The following is an 18,772-nucleotide window of genomic DNA, read 5'->3' as shown; positions in this document are numbered from 1 at the left end:
CGAGCCCTGCGCAGTGGGGCCCATCAGTACTGGATAGGCACCACTGCGCAGGGCTCGTCGCTTCTGTCCCAGGCTCAGCCGAAGTGCTTCGGCAGGGTGGCCTCCCAGGCCTCGCGCAGCCCCGCGATCGGCAGGGTGAAGGCGTCCTGGACCTCGAGGGCCGCGGAGTCGGCGTCCACCACGCCGATGCGCACGGCCGCGTAGCCGCGGGCCGTGGTCATGTCGGTGAACCGGACCTCCTCGGTGCGGGGCACGGCCACGACGGCGCGCGCCTGCGTCTCGGAGAACAGCGCGGTGAACAGGTCCACGCCGTCGCGGCGCAGCACCTCGTCCAGCACCACGCGGGCGCCCACGCCGAAGCGCAGCACCATCTCGGACAGGGTGGCCGCGAGGCCGCCGCCGGAGACGTCGTGGGCGGCGTCGATCATGCCGTCCCGGGACATGTTGACCAGCAGCTCGCCGAGCAGGCGCTCCTTCTTCAGGTCGACCTTCGGGGGCAGGCCGCCGAGGTGGCCGCGCAGGCGCGCGAACTCGGAGCCGTCCAGCTCGTCCCCGGTCTCGCCGAGCAGGTAGATCGCCTGGCCGTCCGCGTCCGGGGCGAAGCCGGACGGGGTGCGGCGCAGGACGTCGTCGAGCTGGCCGAGCACCGCCACCGTGGGGGTGGGGTGGATCGGGGTGCTGCCCGTCTGGTTGTACAGGGACACGTTGCCGCCGGTCACCGGGATGCCGAGGGTCTGGCAGCCGTCCGCCAGGCCGCGCACGGCCTCCGCGAACTGCCACATCACGTCCGGGTCCTCGGGGGAGCCGAAGTTCAGGCAGTCGGAGACGGCCAGGGGCACGGCCCCGGCGGTGGTGACGTTGCGGTACGCCTCGGCCAGGGAGGCCTGCGCGCCCGTGTACGGGTCCAGGTAGGTGAACCGGTCGTTGCAGTCCGTGGCCAGGGCCACGCCCATGCCGGTCTCCTCGTCCACGCGTACCACACCCGCGTCGTCCGGGGCCGCCAGGGCGGTGTTGCCGCGGACGTAGCGGTCGTACTGGCGGGTGATCCAGGAGGTGTCCGCCAGGTTCGGGGAGCTCATCAGCTCCACGACGGCGGCGCGCAGCTCCTCGCCCGTGGCGGGCAGGTCCTGACCGGCCTCGGAGGACCGGAACGTGTCCGCCTGGAGCTCGTCCTGCCAGGCCGGACGCGCGTACGGGCGCTCGTAGACCGGGCCGTCGTGGGCCACGGTGCGCGGGTCCACGTCGACGATGACCTCGCCGTCCCAGGTGATGATCAGGCGGCCGTCGCCGGTGACCTCGCCCAGCCAGGAGTACTCGACGTCCCACTTGGCCATGACGGCCTCGAACGCGGCGACGTTCTCCGGCGTCACCACGGCCATCATGCGCTCCTGCGACTCGGACATGAGGATCTCGCCCGGGGTCAGCGTGGAGTCGCGCCGCAGCACGTCGGTCAGCTCCACGCGCATGCCGCCCTCGCCGTTGGAGGCGAGCTCGGAGGTGGCGCAGGAGATGCCGGCGGCGCCGAGGTCCTGGATGCCCTCGACGAGGGAGTCGCGGAACAGCTCGAGGCAGCACTCGATGAGCACCTTCTCGGAGAAGGGGTCGCCGACCTGCACCGAGGGGCGCTTGGCGGGCTTGCCGTCGCCGTCGAAGGACTCGGAGGCCAGCACGGAGGCGCCGCCGATGCCGTCACCGCCGGTGCGGGCACCGAACAGGACCACCTTGTTGCCCACGCCGGAGGCGTTGGCCAGGCGCAGGTCCTCGTGCTTGAGCACGCCCACGGCGAGGGCGTTGACGAGCGGGTTGCCCTGGTAGATCGGGTCGAAGCGGGTCTCGCCGCCGATGTTCGGCAGGCCCAGGGAGTTGCCGTAGCCGCCGATGCCGGCCACCACGCCGTGGAACACGCGGGCGGTGTCCGGGTGGTCGATCGCGCCGAAGCGCAGCGGGTCCATCACGGCCACCGGGCGGGCGCCCATGGAGATGATGTCGCGCACGATGCCGCCGATGCCCGTGGCCGCGCCCTGATAGGGCTCCACGTAGGAGGGCGAGTTGTGGGACTCGACCTTGAACGTCACGGCCCAGCCGTCACCGAGGTCGGTCACGCCGGCGTTCTCGCCGATGCCCACCATCATGTGCTGCTTCATCTCGTCGGTGAGCTTGTCGCCGAACTGGCGCAGGTGCACCTTCGAGGACTTGTACGAGCAGTGCTCGGACCACATGACCGAGTACATGGCCAGCTCGGCCGCGGTGGGGCGGCGGCCGAGGATCTTCTTGATCTCGGCGTACTCGTTCTCCTTCAGGCCCAGCTCGGCCCAGGGCTGCTCGACGTCCGGCGTCGCCTGCGCGTCCGCGACCGTCTCGATGTTGAACTGCTGGCTCATGCATGGCCTCCACGGCTGGCGAGGGTGGTCAGGACGGAGGTGAAGAAGCCGAGGCCGTCCACGCCGGAGCGGGGGCCGGCGGCGGTGTCCGGGCCGAAGCCCGGCTCCACGGCGTGCTCCGGGTGCGGCATCAGGCCGACGACGTTGCCGGCCGGGTTCGCGATGCCCGCGATGTCCCGGCGCGAGCCGTTCGGGTTCCAGCCCTGGTAGCGGAACACCACGCGGCCCTCGGCCTCGAGGGCGTCGAGGGTCGTCTCATCCGCCACGTACTGGCCGTCCTGGTTCTTCAGGGGCACGGTGATGGTCTGGCCCTCCTCGAAGTCGCGGGTCCACACAGTGTCCGTGCTCTCCACGACCAGCTCCTGGTCGCGGCAGATGAAGTGCAGGTGGTCGTTCTTGATCATCGAGCCCGGCAGCAGGTGTGACTCGGTGAGGATCTGGAAGCCGTTGCAGATGCCGAGCACCGGCAGGCCGTCCGCCTCGCCCTCGGGGCCGCCGGCCGCCGTCGCCACCGCGTCCATCATGGGGGCGAAGCGCGCGATCGCGCCGGCGCGCAGGTAGTCGCCGTAGGAGAAGCCGCCCGGGATCACGACGGCGTCCACGCCGGCGAGCGTCCGCTGCGGGTCCGCGTCGGCGTGCCACAGGGAGACGGGCTCGGCGCCGGCGAGGCGGACGGCGCGCAGCGCGTCCACGTCGTCCAGGGTGCCGGGGAAGGTGATGACGCCGATGCGCGCGCCGCTGAGCGGCGTCGTCGGCGTCGAGTAGTCGCCGATGAGGGGGAGCTCGGTCATCGGGCGCCCTCGGCCTCGTCCAGGACGGCCACGTTCACGACGTCCTCGATGACGGGGTTGGACAGCATCTCCTCGGCGGCCGTGCGCGCCTGGGCGAGGATCTCGTCGGTGACCTCGCCCTCCACGGTGAGCTCGAAGCGCTTGCCCTGGCGGACCTGGCTGAACTCGGTGAAGCCGAGGCGGGGCAGGGCCCCGTTGATCGCCTTGCCCTGCGGATCGAGGATCTCGGGCTTGGGCATGACGTCGACGACGATGATGGGCATGAACACGCTCCTGGGTGCGGGACGATGCCGCGGAGCAGGACGGTGTAGATGCCGTCTCACGCCCGGCCCGGGGCGCTCCGCGTGCTTGCCCGCCCATTCTACTCGGCCGCCCGGACGCGGAATCGGGGGTGTGACGGGGACGGCACGCGGCAGCCGGCCCGGCGTAGCCTGACGGCATGAGACCTCAGCAGACCCGTGTGTCCCCGCTCGGCCGACGCCGGCCGATCAGCCCGCTCGGCCCCGCGCTGCTCGCCGCGGCGGCCGGCGTCGTGCTGACGGGAGTGCGCCGCATCAAGGCCCGCTCCGCCCGGCGTCGCGCGACCGGACGCCCGCGCCGGTGACCCGCCCCGAGCCCTGCCCCTGCGGGTCCGGAGCCGGGCTCGCGGCGTGCTGCGGTCGTCGGCACGCGCGTTTCACCCAGGACGGCGCCCTGACCGCGCCCACCGCCGAGGCGCTCATGCGCTCCCGGTACACGGCGTTCGCGCGGCTGGGCGAGGCCGGGCCGGCAGAGGCCCGGGCGATGGCCGACTACCTCGCCGCGACCTGGGTTCCCGAGCACCGGCCCACCGCGGCCGAGCTGCTGCCGGCCGCGGGGGAACAGGCGCCGCGGTTCACCCGCCTGGCGGTGCTGGACGTGCGGGACGGCGGGCCGTTCCAGGACGCCGGGACCGTGGAGTTCGTGGCCGTCGGCACGGGGGCCGAGGGCCGGTTCCGACTCCATGAGGTCAGCCGGTTCCGCCGTGAGGACGGGATCTGGCGCTACGTTAACGGCGACGTGCGCTGAGGCCGGGGCGGCGCGTCGGACGGCGGCCGGCAGTGACGCGTCAGAAGGCGGAGAAGATCCCGGCGCCCACGCTGAGGACCAGGCCCAGGATGGCGATCCACGCCACCAGGGTGACGATCGGGCGGGGGCGACGCGGGGCGTCGTCGTGCCAGTCCACGCCCTCCAGCTCCGGAGGGGTGCGCAGCTCTCGATCCATGGCCCCAGCCTCTCACGCCCCACGCCGACCCGGGCTCAACGCGGGTTGACTTGTCACGGGTGCTGAGCGCTCGAACCCGCGACAACTCAACCGGCGTTGCCGTCTGGGGTGAACAGGTCCTCGATCCGCCGCCCGAACACGGCCGCGAGGCGGAAGGCGAGGGGGAGCGAGGGGTCGTAGCGGCCCTTCTCGAGAGAGATGACGGTCTGCCGGGAGACGCCGAGCTCGTCGGCGAGCCGCTGCTGCGACCAGCCGAGGCGGGCACGCTCGTCGGGGATGGTGTTCTCCACGGCTCAGCCCCGGCGCTTCTGGAGCGCGTAGCGGACGGCCACCGAGGCGCCCGCGACGAGGAGCAGCCCGGCGCCCACGAGCGGCAGATCGGCCTGCCATCCGGTCATGGCGACGACGAACGTGCCCAGGCCCAGCACCACGAGCAGGTCGCCGAACGCGCCGGACTGCGCCTTCTCGAGCCACCGGCCCTCGATGGTCTCCTCGGTGTCTCGGATGGCCCCGCGGACGGTGGTGCGGTCCACGAGTGCCAGCCAGGCGAGGGCTGCGCCGACCGGGAGCGCCGACGCCGCCATGACCGCGCCCATGACCGCCGGGAAGCGGGGATCGGCGTCGCCCTGGCTCGAGGCCAGACCGTAGGCCGCGGCCCCGATCAGCAGGGCGATGACGACGCCGGCCACGAGGCTGACGAGGATCACTCGCCCGGATCCGCCGCCCAGACGGGAGGAGCGGCCCCAGCGGGAGCGGGTGTCCCGGCGCGGATCGGTGGTGGCGGTGCCGGCGTGCTCCGCCGCGGCGCCCTGCCTGTCCGCTGCGGCGGCGGTGTGGCGGGAGTGGTTCGCGGTCATGGGGCCCTCCTGTGGTCGATGCCCTGGGCCGGTGGCCCGGCCCGCCTCGGAGGCCTTGGGGGCGTCCGACCGGACGGTGTGAAGCAAGCTTGACAGTCAAGTGTCCTTGTCGTCAAGGGAACTTGACGCCGGGGCCCGCACGAACTCCTCCCACGTCATGGGCGGGGTCAGCCCGAGCCAGGCAGGTTCGAGACGGAACCCGAGGGCCGTGTTCATCCGCAGGGACGCCGCGTTGGCCTCGGCGCCGCCGGTGCCCCACTCGCGCCCACCGCGGGCATGGGTCGCCAGGACGGTCGCCGCCTTGACGGCCTTCGCCACGCCACGGTTCTCGTGCTCGGCCGCGACCGCGGTGCGGTCGACCTCCCACCGGTCAGGGGAGCGGAACGTCAGGGTGAATCCGATGAGCACGCCTCCCTCGAAGGCCCCCACGGCGAGCCCCTCTGGGGTGGACAGTCGAGCCTCGAGGTCGTCCGGCAGCGGCTCGTGACGGGAGCCGTCGGTGCGTGGGAATCGGGGAGCCGCTTCCTCGTCGAGGGCCCGCAGCGCGGGCAGGTCGACGGCGGTCAGTCTCCGCACCTCGATTCCCCGCGCTTCGGAAGCCGCGACGTGGCCACGGTAGGACGCCAGGTCGGCGTCGTCGTCGAGGTGGAGGCGCGCGCCCCAGGAGCGGGAGCGTATGCTCCACCCGGCATCGAGCAGCGCGGCGGCCTCGGCCGAGTCTTCGCGGTGCACGCGGGCTTCCGCCCGTGGGTCGGTCACGGGGGTGAGCATCGACCACGGGATGTGCCCGGAGACGGCCTCGCCCGGATAGACGTGCGGGAACTCGGCCGAGTGGGGATCGGAGGGGTCTCCCGGCTCGCGCCGCACCCGCAGGCCGGCTCCCGCCAGTTCGTCCTCGTCCAGGCCGACGACGAACGCGTCCGGCCGGTCCGGGTAGATCGCCGCGCCGACCACTCCCACCTGGGCGGCGTCGTCGGAGGCGTGGAGGAAGCCGACGTCGTCGATCGAGGCGCCGCGCGTCGACGCCGTGTAGCGGCCGGTGCGACGCGCGGCGGCCCAGTCCTCCGGGAGGGTGAGGTGCAGGATCATGGCGCGAGGCTACCGGCCTCGGCGTCGACGCCACCCCTCCGGCTGCCCATCGCGGGTTGACTTGTCACGGGTGCTGGGTCCCTGGACCCGCGACAACTCAACCCGCGGTGCAGGGCCGCCCCGGGCGTGACGACGGCCCGGCGTCTCCGCGGGGGAGTCGCCGGGCCGTCGGGGGCGGACCGGGTTCCGGGTGCCCGGGCCGTCAGTCCTCCAGGAAGGCCTCGACGTCCGGGGTCACCGCGCGGGAGTCGATCAGCTGACGCTCGATCGCGTCGTGGGTGATGCGGTTGGCCTCGCGCACGGCATCGGTGCGCATCGAGATCTTGATGTCGCCCTTGTGCGTCGGGGTCCCGGCCACCTGGACCGGCTGGGTCTCGAGCGGCAGCGGGACGGCGTCGCACAGCGACTTCTCGGCCGGCTGGGCGCCGGTCAGGAAGTAGTCACGGATGGGCGCGTCCACGCACTCGGTGCCGTACGGGAACAGGCCGTGGGTGCCCTCGTTGTCCACGGAGATGAGGGACGTGTTGCGCAGCACGCCGGCGGCACGGTGGCCGCCCTCGTACGGGGTCGCCGCGTCCAGCTCGGACTGCACGATCACGGTGTTCGGGGCGCCCTTGCCGCCGGGCTGGGCGGGCATGGAGGTCTGGGCGGGCCAGTACATGCACTCCGACGGGCCCATCAGCACACCGATCCACGGGGCCTTGCGGCCGAGGTCGTCCACCCACGAGGTCCAGTAGCCCTGCGAGGTGTTCCACTGGCCGTCCTGGCAGCGGATCGCCGAGAACGCGCCCTCGAAGGTGACGGCGTCACCGGCCTGGGTGGCGGCGACGAGCTGCTCGCGCTCGCCCACGGTCTCCAGGCCGCGGGCGGCGAAGCGGTCGAAGGAGTCGCGCTCCTCGGCCGGCAGCGACGCACGGGCCTCGGCCAGGATGCGCTCGATCTGGGCGCGCTGCCCCGCGGGGTCCGTGGCCGCGGCCTCGGACTCCATGATGCGGATGTAGGCGGCGATGACGGACCCGGCGTCGAGGTACTGGGACGTGTCGTACATGGCCGGCAGCAGGAACGAGCCGGCGACGATCATGCCGAGCTGCGTGCGGGTGCCGCCCACGTCCTCCCAGCGCTGCCGGATCTGCATCGGGTCGTCCCCGAGGCCGAAGATCTCGTCGTGCCGGGCCACGTAGGGGAGCATCGCGTCCTGGAACTGACGGTCGCGGGAGCGCGGCTGCAGGTCCCAGGTGGTCTGGAGCCCGTCGCGGGAGATGTCCACGGCGGAGTCCAGCAGGAACCGGTGCGCGTGCTGCGGGAAGACGCGCTGGTACCAGCTGCCCAGCCATGTGCCGTACGAGTAGCCGATGTAGGAGGTCTTCTCCTCGCCCAGGACGGCGCGGATGAAGTCCATGTCGTACACGGTCTGCTCGGTGGTGATGTACGGGGTGAGCTCGTTCTCGAGGCACGCGTCGACCTGGGCCTTCGTGTCCTGCCACACGTCGTGCTCGGGGTTCGGCGTGTAGGTGCACTCCAGGGCGGTGGACTGGCCCACACCGCGCGGGTCGAAGCCGATGAAGTCGTACTGCTCGGCGAGCTCCGGGGCGCGCTCGGCCATGGCGGGGCCCCAGGGCAGGCCGGAGCCGCCCGGGCCGCCGGGGTTGACCAGCGCGATGCCCTGGCGGTCGGGGTTGCCCTTCGAGGTCTCGGTCTTGGCCACGCGCAGGCTGATGGTGTGGCCGTCCTCGGGGTTCTTCCAGTCCCGCGGCACCGTGACGTCGGCGCACGCCGTGCCGGGGATCGCGCTGAACCGGGCGTTGAGGCTCTCGCTGCCGAAGTCGCAGGCCTCCCAGTCCAGCGTCTGGCCCATGAGGTGCGGCGCGAGCGCGGCGGCGTCGTTGACCTTGTTGCCGCGCGTGGCGGAGAGGTCGTTGGAGCGGGCCTGGCCCTGCGATGCGGACCCCTTGCCGTTGCCGTTGCCGGGCGCGGAGAGCGCGGGGGCGGCGGCCGTGATGGCGAGTGAAACGGCCGCGACGGCGGCGGCGAGCGCGGTGCGGCGGCGAGCTGGAACGGTTCCGGTCACGTCAGGTCCTCGAGTCGTTCGGTGCGGAGAGGGCCGGGGCGGTCACCGGATGACGCGAGTGATGCGCCTCACAGCCTGTATAGCGGCCATCCTAATCATGGACGCGCGCTGGAAGTCCATTCGGCGTCCGGCCGGGTCCCGGGGGCCGCCCCCGCGGCCTCGTCCAGCACCGCCAGCAGCCGTGCCCGCAGCGCCTGCCCCCGCTCGGCGAACTCGCGCTGTCGCCGCGCGTACTCGGCACGCCCGGCCGGCTCCTCGATCCGCACGGCCGCGTAGCCACCGCGCCCGTCGGAGAGGTCGTCCACCCCGGTCAGGTCGTACGGCGAGGCCTCCATGTCCAGCCGGCGGATGTCCCACGCGAGGTCGAAGCAGTCCGCGAGCAGGTCCGAGTCGACCACCGGCACCAGCTTGTACGCCCACTTGTACAGGTCCATCCCCGCGTGCAGGCAGCCGGGCTGCTCCAGCTCCCGCATCCCGGCGCGCGTGGGCAGGACGCCGTCGTCGCCCTCGTTGCGGTCGCGGGCCTCGGGTGCGAAGAACCGGAACGCGTCGAAGTGCGTGCACCGGATCCGCGAGCCCTCCACCACCGCGTCCGTCCCCCCGGCCCCGAGCCGCAGCGGCAGCTGGGAGTGCCGCACCCCGTGCACGTCCGAGCGGTACGCCATCGCCCACTCGTGCAGCCCGAAGCAGCCCAGGCGCGGCGCCCGCTCCGCCGTGCGCGCGAGCAGTTCCCGCGTGAACGCCACCCCCGACGCGCGGTCGGCCAGCACCGCCGCCACGTCCACCAGCCAGCCGCCCACCGCGCGGCCGTCGACGACGGCGCCCGCCACCTCGCCGGCCTCGACGCGCCGGTAGTGCTTCCACTCACCCCGTGGGGTCGTGCCCAGCTCGGCCGCCTCGGCACGGGCCGCGGCGCCGTCGTCGTCCGCGAGGAGGACCCCCGGCCCGGGGTGCCAGCGCTGCAGCGCGGCGGGGGAGTGCGTGTAGTAGCCGAAGAGGAAGTCCTGCACCGGGTGCTTCTCGCCGCGCATCCGCCGGGCCACCAGCGGGTCCGTGCGTCGGGCGATGCGCTCGCGGTGCGCCCGTGCATGGGCCCGCCACACGTCGGCGGGCAGGGCGACGACGGCGGTCGGCGGGGACGCGGGGGCGGTGCGTGGCTCGGGCATGGCCCCACCATCCTCCCCCGTGGCGCCCCCCGTGAGCGAGCAGGCCCGCGAGGCCGACGCGGGGAGCGCACTCCGGCGGCCCGTATTCGACGGTCCTGGACATTGGCTGGCAAAGATCTGGTCAAACGCCCTACCGGACGGTAGATTTCACCTGTCTCGCTGTGGTGCCCATCACATGGGTGCCGATCTCCCCGTCCCCCGGCGCCATCCCCGCCGGTGTGCCACGGGCGAGAGCTGGGCGGACCTTGATGAGAAAGGTGGAGGCAATGCCTCAGAAATCCACCCCTGCCCGGCGCCGTCGGGCCCTGGCCGCGGCCGTCGCCGGCGCGAGCCTCGTGGCCGCTCCCGCGCTCGCGGCGTCGGCCACCGCCGTCGAACTGCCCGACGGCAGCACCGTCTCCAGCCCGCAGGGCGAGGTGCAGGTCCAGCAGCAGTTCAAGGACGGCCGCTACTTCGTGGTCCTGAAGGACCAGCCGTCGGTGACCGCCCCCGAGGCCGGCGCCGTTCCGGGTGCCGCCCCGAAGGCGAAGTTCGACCCCTCGCACCCGCGCGTGAAGAACTACGAGGCCAAGCTCCAGCGCCAGCAGGCGAAGGTCGCGAAGACCCACGGCGCCCAGGCCGAGATCTCCTTCCAGCGCGCCGTGAACGCGTTCGTCGCCGAGCTGACCGCCGAGGAGGCCCAGGCGATCGCGAAGGACCCGGCCGTGCTCGGCGTCGCGCCGGACGAGCAGGTGGCCCCGGACTACAGCTCCACCGAGTTCCTCGGCCTGCCCGGCAAGAAGGGCACCTGGAAGTCCGTGTACGGCAAGGCCGAGAACGCGGGCAAGGGCGTGGTGGTCGGCGTCATCGACTCCGGCATCCACCCGGACAACCCGTTCATCGACGGCCAGCCCGTCCAGCCGCTCAAGGGCAAGGCCAAGGTCGGCGTGCCCTACCGCACCGCGGACGGCCAGATCGCCGTGCTCAAGGCGGACGGCACCACCGCCACGGCCGAGTGCGAGACCGGCCCGGACTTCCCGGCGTCGTCGTGCGACTCCAAGCTGATCGGCGCCTACGCCTTCTCCGACGACTTCGAGCGCTTCGTCCCGGTGGACGAGCGGGCCCCGGAGGAGCGCATCTCCCCGCTGGGCGTGTTCTCCCACGGCACCCACGTGGCCACCACCATCCTCGGCAACACCGGGGTGGAGCAGACCATCGACGGCGACTCCTTCGGCGAGGGCGCGGGCGTGGCCCCGGCCGCGAACCTGATCTCCTACAAGATCTGCTGGGAGGACACCGACCCGGACACCGGCGGCTGCTACACCTCCGCCTCCGTGGCCGCCGTCGAGCAGGCCATCGAGAACAACGTGGACGTGCTGAACTACTCGATCTCCGGCTCCAACACCTCGATCGTGGACCCGGTGGCCATGGCCTTCAAGTCCGCGGCCGAGGCCGGCATCTTCGTGGCCGCCTCCGGCGGCAACTCCGGCCCCGGCCCGAACACCGTGAACCACGGCTCCCCGTGGCTGACCACCGTGGCCGCGGAGACGTTCTCCAACGAGCTCACCGCCACCGTGCAGTTCTCCGACGGCACGCAGCTCCGCGGCGCCTCCTCGGCCCGCACCGGCGTGGGCCCGGCCGAGGTCATCCACGCGTCCGAGGTCGCCGCCGGCGACGCCGAGGCCGCGCGTCTCTGCCTGCCCGGCGGGCTCACCGAGGAGGCCGCCGGCAAGATCGTGCTCTGCGAGCGCGGCGTGAACGCCCGCACCGAGAAGTCGCAGGTGGTGGAGGAGGCCGGCGGCGTCGGCATGATCCTCGTGAACACCCCGTCCGGCTCGCTGGACGCGGACATCCACGCGGTGCCGACCGTGCACATGAACGACAACGGCGTGATCGAGAAGGTGAAGTCCTCCGACCTCACCGCCACGATCGTCCCGGGCGACACCACCGGCCTGCCGGAGGACCCGCTGCCCCAGATCGCCGGCTTCTCCTCCCGCGGCCCGGCCAACGCCGTGAACCAGGAGCTCCTGAAGCCCGACCTCGCCGCCCCCGGCGTGAACGTGATCGCCGGCGTCTCCCCGCTGGACCCCGACTACCACGGCAACACGTTCGGCCTGATGTCCGGCACGTCCATGGCCTCGCCGAACCTGGCCGGCATGGCCACGCTGCTGATCGGCAAGTACCCGGCCTGGTCCCCGATGGCCGTGAAGTCCGCCCTCATGACCACCGCCGGCGACGTGTACAACGCCGACGGCACCGTGAACACGGACAACTTCGCCACGGGCGCCGGCTCCGCCGATCCGGCCGCCGCCGCCCGTCCGGGCCTGGTCTACGACTCCGGCAAGGAGCAGTGGGACGCGCTGCTGCGCGGCGACATTGCCGGCCGTGACGTGAACGTCCCGTCCCTGGCGATCCCCGACGTCGTCGGCTCGGCCACCGTGACCCGCACCGTGACCGCCCTGGAGAACGGCCGCTGGCGGTTCTCCGCGAACGTGCCCGGCTTCGAGGTGACCGCCTCCCCGGCCGTGCTGGACCTGAAGGCCGGCCAGTCCGCCGACGTCGAGCTGACCGTCACCCGCACCGACGCCGCGGTGAACACCTGGACCCACGGCTCCATGTCCTGGACCACCGCCAAGGGCAAGGCCGTCCCGGAGGTGACCTCCCCGGTCACCGTCAAGGCGAAGTCCGCGACCGTCACCTCCGCCGTCGAGGGCTCCGGTGCCACCGGCTCCGCCGACGTGGAGATCACCCCCGGCGTGACCGGTGAGCTGACCCCGCAGGTCCTGGGCCTGGGCAAGGTGGACTCCACCGTGGCCACCGCGACCGCGAGCAACTCGCTCGTGTCCAGCGCGCTGGCCGTGTCCACGGTGACCGTGGAGGAGGGCACCAAGTCCCTGGTGGCCTCGATCAACGCGGGCGCCGCCGGCGCCGACTGGGACCTGTACGTGATCACCCCCGAGGGCAAGCAGCTCTCCCGGGCGACCGCGGAGGAGTCCGAGACGCTGACGATCGCGAACCCCACCCCGGGCGCCTACACCGTGGTCGGCCACCTGTACGCGGCCAACGGCGGCAAGGACACCGGCACCCTCGAGACGCTCAAGCTGCGCGAGGACGCGGGCAACCTCACCGTCTCCCCGAACCCGGTCCCCGTGACCTCGGGCAAGGCCACCGAGGAGACCCTCTCCTGGTCCGGCCTGACCTCGGGCACCTGGAAGGGCCTCGTCACCTGGGACGCGGGCATCACGACCGACGTGACCGTCCAGGTCCCGTGACCGCCGACCCCCTCCGTCCTCGCTGACGGAACGGGAGGAACCGCCCGCACGACGCCGGCCCCGCACCTTCACGCTGAAGGTGCGGGGCCGGCGTCGTGATGGGTGGGGCAGCGGCGGGTGCGGCGTCAGCGGCCGGTGCCGCCGTAGACCGTGGCCTCCTCCTCGGCGTCGAGGCCGAAGGCGGCGTGCACGGCGCGGACGGCGTCGTCGAGCTTGCTCTCGGCGGTGACCACCGAGATGCGGATCTCCGAGGTGGAGATGAGGTCCACGTTCACGCCGGCGTCGGCGAGGGCCTTGAAGAAGGTGGCGGAGACGCCCGGGTTGGAGCGCATGCCCGCGCCGATCAGCGAGAGCTTGCCGATCTCCGGGTCCGAGACGATGTCCTGGAAGCCGATCCGGTCCTGGGCGGCGCGCAGGGCGGCCATGGCGTCCTTGCCCTCCACGATCGGCAGGGTGAAGGAGATGTCCGTGCGGCCCGAGCCCTCGCGGGAGATGTTCTGCACGATCATGTCGATGTTCACGTTGGACTCGGCGATCACGCGGAAGATCTCGGCGGCCTTGCCGGGCACGTCGGGGACGCCGACGATCGTGACCTTGCCCTCGGAGCGGTCGTGGGCGACGCCGGAGACGATGGGCTGTTCCATGGGAGCGCCTTCCTGAAGGGTGATGGTGTCGTTCGGGTCGGGCAGGATCCAGGTGCCCTCGTGGTCGGAGAAGGAGGAGCGCACGTGCAGCGGCACGCCGAAGCGGCGCGCGTACTCCACGGAGCGCAGGTGCAGCACCTTGGATCCGGAGGCCGCCATCTCGAGGGTCTCCTCGGAGGAGAGCTCGGTGAGCTTGCGGGCGGTCGGCACGACGCGCGGGTCGGCCGAGTAGACGCCGTCCACGTCCGTGTAGATCTCGCACACGTCCGCGCCGAGCGCGGCGGCGAGGGCGACGGCGGTGGTGTCCGAGCCGCCGCGGCCCATGGTGGTGATGTCCTTGGACTCGGGGCTCATGCCCTGGAACCCGGCCACGATGGCCACGCGGCCGGCGTCGAGGGCCTCCTGCACGCGGTGGGGGTTGACTTTGACGATCCGGGCCCGGCCGTAGGAGGTATCCGTCAGCATGCCGGCCTGGGAGCCGGTGTAGGAGCGGGCCTCGAGGCCCTCGGCGTGGATCGCCATCGCCAGCAGGGACATGGAGATGCGCTCGCCGGCCGACAGCAGGATGTCCATCTCGCGTGCGGGCGCGTCCTGCGTGAGCTCGGCGGCGAGGTCGAGCAGCTCGTCCGTGGTGTCCCCCATGGCCGAGACGACCACGCACACGCGGTTCCCGGCGCGCACCGTGTCCGCGATGCGGCGGGCCACGCGCTGGATGCCGGCGGCGTCGGCCACGGAGGAGCCGCCGAACTTCTGGACGATGAGACTCATGGGTCGCTCCGGACGGGGTCGAGGGTCGGTTCGGGCCAAGTCTAGGGGCGCACTCTCGCGCGGGTCCGCCAGGTGAACCCCTGTTCCGGATGCTGGACCCGGCGCCCGCGGCAGGCCAGCACGACGGCGCCCGCGGTCCCGCCTGCGACCCCGGTCGGGCTGGGATCGGCGCCGGGATCATCCCCCGGGTGGATCCGCGTCCGTGCACGGCGCGGCAAGGATGGGGCCATGACCGCTCCAGCACCCCAGCCCGCCTCACCCGTCCTGGGGGTGGCCGCCCACGACGGGATCGTGGCTCACGGCCTCGCCCGCTCGTTCGGCGCCGTCCATGCGGTGCGGGACGTCTCCCTCACCGTGCCCGCCGGCTCCGTGACGGCCCTCGTCGGCCCGAACGGCTCGGGCAAGACCACGCTCCTGCTGATCCTGGCCACCCTGCTGCGCCCGGACGCCGGCGCCGTGTCCGTGGCCGGGGTGGACGCGGTGCGCGAGCCCGTCGAGGCCCGGCGGCGGCTCGGCTGGATGCCCGACACCCTGGGCGTGTGGGAGGAGCTGACCTGCCACGACATCCTCGCCAGCCTGGGACGGCTCTACGGCATGGGGAAGGCGGAGGCGTCGGCGCGCGCGGACGAGCAGCTCGAGTGGGTCGAACTCACGGAGTTCGCCCACCGGCCCGCCCGCGTGCTCTCCCGCGGCCAGCAGCAGCGCCTGTCCCTGGCTCGGGCCACCGTGCACCGGCCCTCCGTCCTGCTCCTGGACGAACCCGCCAACGGCCTCGACCCGGCCGCCCGCATCCGGCTGCGGGACGACCTGCGCGCCATGGCCGCAGCCGGCACCGCCGTGCTCGTCTCCTCCCACGTGCTCGCCGAGCTCGAGGAGATGTCCGACCGCGCCGTGTTCCTCCGTGAGGGCGCCACGGTGGCCACCCAGGAGTTCCGCGCCGCCGACGACCTCGCCCGCCCCTACCGGATCGCCGGACCCGACCCGACGGCCCGGGACACCCTTATCCGCGCCCTCGAGACCCGCGGCCTCGCCGTCACCGCAGCCACCGGCGCCGGCGCGGGCCAGCGCCGGGACGGCGTCGTGGTGCAGCTGCGGGGTGAGGCCGCCGCGGCCGCGCTGCTCGCAGACCTCGTGCGCGAGGGTGTGCTCGTCAGCCACTTCGCCCCGGAGGGCTCCCGCCTCGAGAACGCCTACCTGGGCCTCCATCTGGAGGGCCCCCGCACCGAAGGAGACCGGCCGTGAGCACCGCCGTCGCGACCTCGATCCATGACCGCCGCCCGCCGCAGCCGCAGCCGGGGGGACGCCTCGGCGCGGCCCAGGCCGTGGCCACCGTGGTGGGCATGGAACTGCGTCAGCGGCTGCGCTCGCGCGGCTGGTACGTGCTGTTGGGCGTCTTCTTCGTGGTGGTGGGAGCGGTGACCCTCGGCGCCCTCGGGCTGCGCGGCCTGGGCATAGCGGAGATGGAGGCGTCCGGCCTGGAGCCGGAGCTGGCGGAGCAGCAGATGCGCGCCCTGGGGCGGACGCTCTTCGACGGCGTCCTGCTCTTCGTCCTCACCCTCTCGCTGCTGGTCTCGCCCGCCCTGGCGGCCAACGCGATCTCGGGCGACCGTGCCGGCGGCACGCTGGCCATCACCCAGGTCACGCTGCTGCGGACCGGGCACCTGATGGCGGGCAAGTGGCTGGCCGCGTGGATCGCCTCCGCCGCGTTCCTCGCGGCCGCGCTGCCGTGGCTCGCGGTCGCGGCCGTGGTGGGGCGCGTGTCCCCGTGGGCCGTGCTGGTGGGGCTCGTGATGATCCTCGTGGAGTTCGGCATGATCGCGGGGATCGGCGTGGCCGTCTCGGCGATCGCCGGGCGCACGCTGTTCGCCGTCGTGGTGACGTACCTGATCGTGGCGGCGCTGACGATCGGCACCCTGGTGGCCTTCGGGCTGTCCCTGCAGTTCCTGCAGACCGAGGTGCGGGCCAACGACGCCGAGTACGGCTCCATGACGGCGGAGCCGTTCACCGAGGCGGAGCTCGAGAAGATGACCCCGGAGGAGGCGGAGCAGGCCTGGGCCGAGTGGGAGGCGGCGCACCCGGAGCTGTACGACGGGATCGCCGACCGGTGCGTCGGCCCGGTGACCACCCGGACGATCCCCGACCCGCGGCGCAGCGGATGGCTGCTCGCGGCGAACCCGTACGCCGTGCTCGCGGATGCCTCCCCCTGGGAGGGTGGGCTCATCGAGGACGGGACCCGGGCGGAGCCCGGGCCGCTCAACCTGCTGTCCGTGGGGCTGCGCTGGACCCAGCGAGACCCCGTCCGGGACGTCGAGTGCCTCGACGGCGAGCTGCGCGGTCTCGACAGCACCGGCGTGCCGGATCGGCAGGGCACCTGGCCGGTGTGGCCGCTCGGCCTGGCGATGCAGGGTGTGCTGGTGGCCGGGCTGGGCTGGTGGGGCCACCGTCGCCTGGACACCCCGGCCGGGCGGCTGCCCGCCGGCACGCGCGTGGCCTGAGCCGGGCCGGCGTCGGGCGGGACCTGCTCGACGCCGGCCGGTGTCAGCCGCTGATCAGGCGGCGGCCCTCGAAGGCACGGCCGAGGGTGACCTCGTCCGCGTACTCGAGGTCCCCGCCGACGGGCAGACCGGAGGCCAGACGCGTGACGCGGATGCCCGTGGCGCCGAGGAGCCGGCCGAGGTAGGTGGCCGTGGCCTCGCCCTCGAGGTTGGGATCCGTGGCGAGGATGACCTCCTGCACGGCCTCGTCCTGCAGCCGGGTGAGCAGCTCGCGGACGTGCAGCTGCTCGGGGCCGATGCCGGCGATCGGATTGATGGCGCCGCCGAGCACGTGGTAGCGGCCCTGGAAGGCGCGGGTGCGCTCCATGGCCATGACGTCCTGCGACTCCTCGACCACGCAGATCTGGGAGCGGTCCCGGCGCTCATCCCGGCAGAGCGAGCACACCTCGTCCTCGGACACGTTGAAGCAGACGGAGCACAGCCGCACCCTATCCTTGACCGTGCGGATGGCGTCCGCGAGCCGCAGCATGTCCTCCCGGTCCGCCTCCAGCATGTGGAAGGCGATGCGCTGGGCGGACTTCGGCCCGATGCCCGGCAGGCGGCCGAGCTCGTCGATCAGGTCCTGCACCGCGCCCTGGTACATCCGTCCCCCTCGTCCGATGGTGCGTCTCGTGGGGCGTGCGCCCCGACGCGGCGCCGTGGTCCGGCGCCGCGTCCATCATGCCCGCGGCCCCGGACGGCGTACGGGCGCGTTCGCCTCAGGCGTCGTTGGGGCGTTCCTCGAGCAGACGGCCGCCGAGCACCCGTTCGACGACGGCCCGGCCCACGAGGCCCGAGTCCTCGAGCGGGACGTCGTCGTCGCTGGCGACCTCGTCCTCCCACCCCACCCCGGACGTCGCCGGGGCGGCGGGGCCGGTGTCGGCGGGCCGGGCCGGGCCGCGACCCTGGGCGGCCTCGCGGGCGGCGCGGATGGCCGCGGCCCGCGCGTCCAACGAGGGCGGCGCCGAGGCTCCCCCGGCAGGCTCGACGTCGGCGGGGCGCGCCCCGAGCGAGGCCGCGCTCGGCCGGCCCCCGGCGGGGGAGCCCGGCGAGGCGTCCGGGGCGGGGCCACCGGGAGCGCCGGGGCCGCCGCCCGTCCCGCCGCCGCCGCTCGAGCCCGCGTTCACCGGAGGCTCGAGGGGCCCACCGGCCCGCAGCCGCTCCATGAGCCGCGGGTACATGCTCGCCGGATGGCCCGAACCCGGGAAGTCCGCCCCGCCCGGGCCGGCAGCCGCACGCGGCGTGGCGTCCGCGTCGTCGGCGGGCACGCCCGGATCGGGGGTCTCGTCGGCCGTGGGCGCGCCCGTGGGGCGCCGCTGCTCGTCCGAGGACGGGCCGGCGCCCGAGGCGGCCGGGTGGAGATCGCGTCGCTCCGTGGCCGCCGCGTCGTCATCCGGGGCGGGTGACGGCGTGGCAGGCCGGGCGGAGTCACCGTCCGCGGCTCCGCCCGCGCCGTCGTCGAAGCCGGCGGGACGGGTCGCGCCGAAGCGCTTCGCGAACTCCGCGCGCAGCTCCGCCTCCGGACGGGCGAACACGGGGATCGAGTGCTCCTCCTCGCGGACCAGCGGCCCCGGGTCGTAGGCCCGACGGACCTCCTCGGCGCTCGGCTCGCTCTCGTCGGGGGCCGGGGCGTCGGGCCGGACCGGGGAGTCCTGGCCGGCGTCCGGCGCGGCGCCGCCGGGGGCCGGGGCGGCCTGCGGCGGCGTCCCCCAGTCCTCGACCGACGGCACGGGGCCGTCCCAGCCGGCGGCGCCGACGGGCCGCTCCTCGGCGTCCCGGGCCGGCGGGGTCCAGCCCTCGGGGCCGGCCGAGTCGTCCTGCTCCGCGTCCGGGTCGAACGCGGGCAGCGAGTCCCACGGGTCCTCCTCGGGCGGGGGAGCGTCGTCCCAGGCGGGCGGCTCCTCGTCCGGGCCGCCCCAGCCGTCCGCCGGCGGGGCGGGGGCGGGCGTCGTCGGCGACGTCGGCGCCGGCCCCCAGGAG

At 73.7% G+C, this 18,772-nt stretch carries 16 protein-coding genes and 1 pseudogene; 5 read left to right on the top strand and 12 right to left on the bottom strand.

Features of this window, described 5'->3' with window-relative positions:
• Positions 1-74 precede the first annotated feature (74 nt).
• Genes purL through purS form a run of 3 tightly spaced genes read right to left on the bottom strand, consistent with a single transcriptional unit; the run spans position 75 to position 3,435 of the window.
• On the bottom strand, positions 75-2,381 hold the full coding sequence (gene purL, locus J1M44_RS11200) for a phosphoribosylformylglycinamidine synthase subunit PurL (protein ID WP_144824600.1): 2,307 nt from the start codon (positions 2,379-2,381) through the stop codon (positions 75-77).
• The gene (purQ, locus tag J1M44_RS11195; protein WP_144824601.1) at positions 2,378-3,172 is read right to left on the bottom strand and encodes a phosphoribosylformylglycinamidine synthase subunit PurQ; all 795 of its coding nucleotides are present in this window, start codon (positions 3,170-3,172) and stop codon (positions 2,378-2,380) included. The genes purL and purQ overlap by 4 nt, the downstream gene beginning before the upstream one ends.
• The gene (gene purS / locus J1M44_RS11190) at positions 3,169-3,435 is read right to left on the bottom strand and encodes a phosphoribosylformylglycinamidine synthase subunit PurS (protein ID WP_002856633.1); all 267 of its coding nucleotides are present in this window, start codon (positions 3,433-3,435) and stop codon (positions 3,169-3,171) included. The genes purQ and purS overlap by 4 nt, the downstream gene beginning before the upstream one ends.
• A 176-nt stretch (positions 3,436-3,611) precedes the next feature.
• Between purS and J1M44_RS11185 the strand changes: the two genes are divergently transcribed.
• Together J1M44_RS11185 and J1M44_RS11180 are read left to right on the top strand one after the other, a co-directional pair.
• Entirely contained in the window at positions 3,612-3,776 is a 165-nt protein-coding gene (locus J1M44_RS11185) for a hypothetical protein (RefSeq protein WP_155395521.1), read from the top strand.
• Entirely contained in the window at positions 3,773-4,219 is a 447-nt protein-coding gene (locus tag J1M44_RS11180) for a YchJ family protein (RefSeq protein WP_060775742.1), read from the top strand. Before J1M44_RS11185 ends, J1M44_RS11180 begins: the two co-directional genes overlap by 4 nt.
• Positions 4,220-4,259: 40 nt before the next feature.
• Here the strand turns inward: J1M44_RS11180 and J1M44_RS11175 are convergent, their stop codons facing one another.
• From J1M44_RS11175 to J1M44_RS11150, 6 genes are all read right to left on the bottom strand, one after another.
• Positions 4,260-4,415, bottom strand: coding sequence for a hypothetical protein (locus tag J1M44_RS11175; RefSeq protein ID WP_010079551.1), 156 nt, complete (start codon positions 4,413-4,415; stop codon positions 4,260-4,262).
• Between the two features lie 86 nt (positions 4,416-4,501).
• Positions 4,502-4,705: a helix-turn-helix transcriptional regulator gene (locus tag J1M44_RS11170; protein WP_002856639.1), complete on the bottom strand. Its 204-nt coding sequence runs from the start codon at positions 4,703-4,705 to the stop codon at positions 4,502-4,504.
• 3 nt (positions 4,706-4,708) lie between these two features.
• Positions 4,709-5,272, bottom strand: coding sequence for a hypothetical protein (locus tag J1M44_RS11165; RefSeq protein ID WP_144824602.1), 564 nt, complete (start codon positions 5,270-5,272; stop codon positions 4,709-4,711).
• A 96-nt stretch (positions 5,273-5,368) separates the two neighbouring features.
• On the bottom strand, positions 5,369-6,361 hold the full coding sequence (locus tag J1M44_RS11160) for a GNAT family N-acetyltransferase (RefSeq protein ID WP_144824603.1): 993 nt from the start codon (positions 6,359-6,361) through the stop codon (positions 5,369-5,371).
• 202 nt (positions 6,362-6,563) lie between these two features.
• The gene (locus tag J1M44_RS11155; protein WP_144824604.1) at positions 6,564-8,429 is read right to left on the bottom strand and encodes an alpha/beta hydrolase; all 1,866 of its coding nucleotides are present in this window, start codon (positions 8,427-8,429) and stop codon (positions 6,564-6,566) included.
• 95 nt (positions 8,430-8,524) lie between these two features.
• Complete coding sequence (locus J1M44_RS11150; protein ID WP_144824605.1) at positions 8,525-9,595, bottom strand: 3-methyladenine DNA glycosylase; 1,071 nt, start codon at positions 9,593-9,595, stop codon at positions 8,525-8,527.
• Between the two features lie 266 nt (positions 9,596-9,861).
• Here J1M44_RS11150 and J1M44_RS11145 point away from each other — a divergent pair, with 266 nt between their 5' ends.
• Complete coding sequence (locus tag J1M44_RS11145; protein ID WP_144824606.1) at positions 9,862-12,846, top strand: S8 family serine peptidase; 2,985 nt, start codon at positions 9,862-9,864, stop codon at positions 12,844-12,846.
• Between the two features lie 125 nt (positions 12,847-12,971).
• Here the strand turns inward: J1M44_RS11145 and J1M44_RS11140 are convergent, their stop codons facing one another.
• Entirely contained in the window at positions 12,972-14,258 is a 1,287-nt protein-coding gene (locus tag J1M44_RS11140; RefSeq protein ID WP_002856654.1) for an aspartate kinase, read from the bottom strand.
• 228 nt (positions 14,259-14,486) lie between these two features.
• Between J1M44_RS11140 and J1M44_RS11135 the strand changes: the two genes are divergently transcribed.
• A complete protein-coding gene (locus J1M44_RS11135; RefSeq protein WP_144824607.1) occupies positions 14,487-15,500 on the top strand; it encodes an ABC transporter ATP-binding protein in 1,014 nt (337 codons plus the stop codon).
• The gene (locus tag J1M44_RS11130; RefSeq protein ID WP_144824608.1) at positions 15,497-16,753 is read left to right on the top strand and encodes an ABC transporter permease; all 1,257 of its coding nucleotides are present in this window, start codon (positions 15,497-15,499) and stop codon (positions 16,751-16,753) included. Before J1M44_RS11135 ends, J1M44_RS11130 begins: the two co-directional genes overlap by 4 nt.
• A gap of 43 nt (positions 16,754-16,796) precedes the next feature.
• Here the strand turns inward: J1M44_RS11130 and recR are convergent, their stop codons facing one another.
• Positions 16,797-17,396 (bottom strand): recombination mediator RecR, encoded by a 600-nt coding sequence (gene recR / locus J1M44_RS11125; RefSeq protein ID WP_002856659.1) that lies wholly within the window; start codon positions 17,394-17,396, stop codon positions 16,797-16,799.
• Between the two features lie 115 nt (positions 17,397-17,511).
• Positions 17,512-18,772, bottom strand: a pseudogene (locus J1M44_RS11120) (DNA polymerase III subunit gamma and tau); the annotation flags it as partial.

Source organism: Micrococcus sp. KRD128 (assembly GCF_017168395.1).
Classification (GTDB): domain Bacteria; phylum Actinomycetota; class Actinomycetes; order Actinomycetales; family Micrococcaceae; genus Micrococcus; species Micrococcus luteus.
This window is presented reverse-complemented; position numbering and strand designations above follow the sequence as displayed.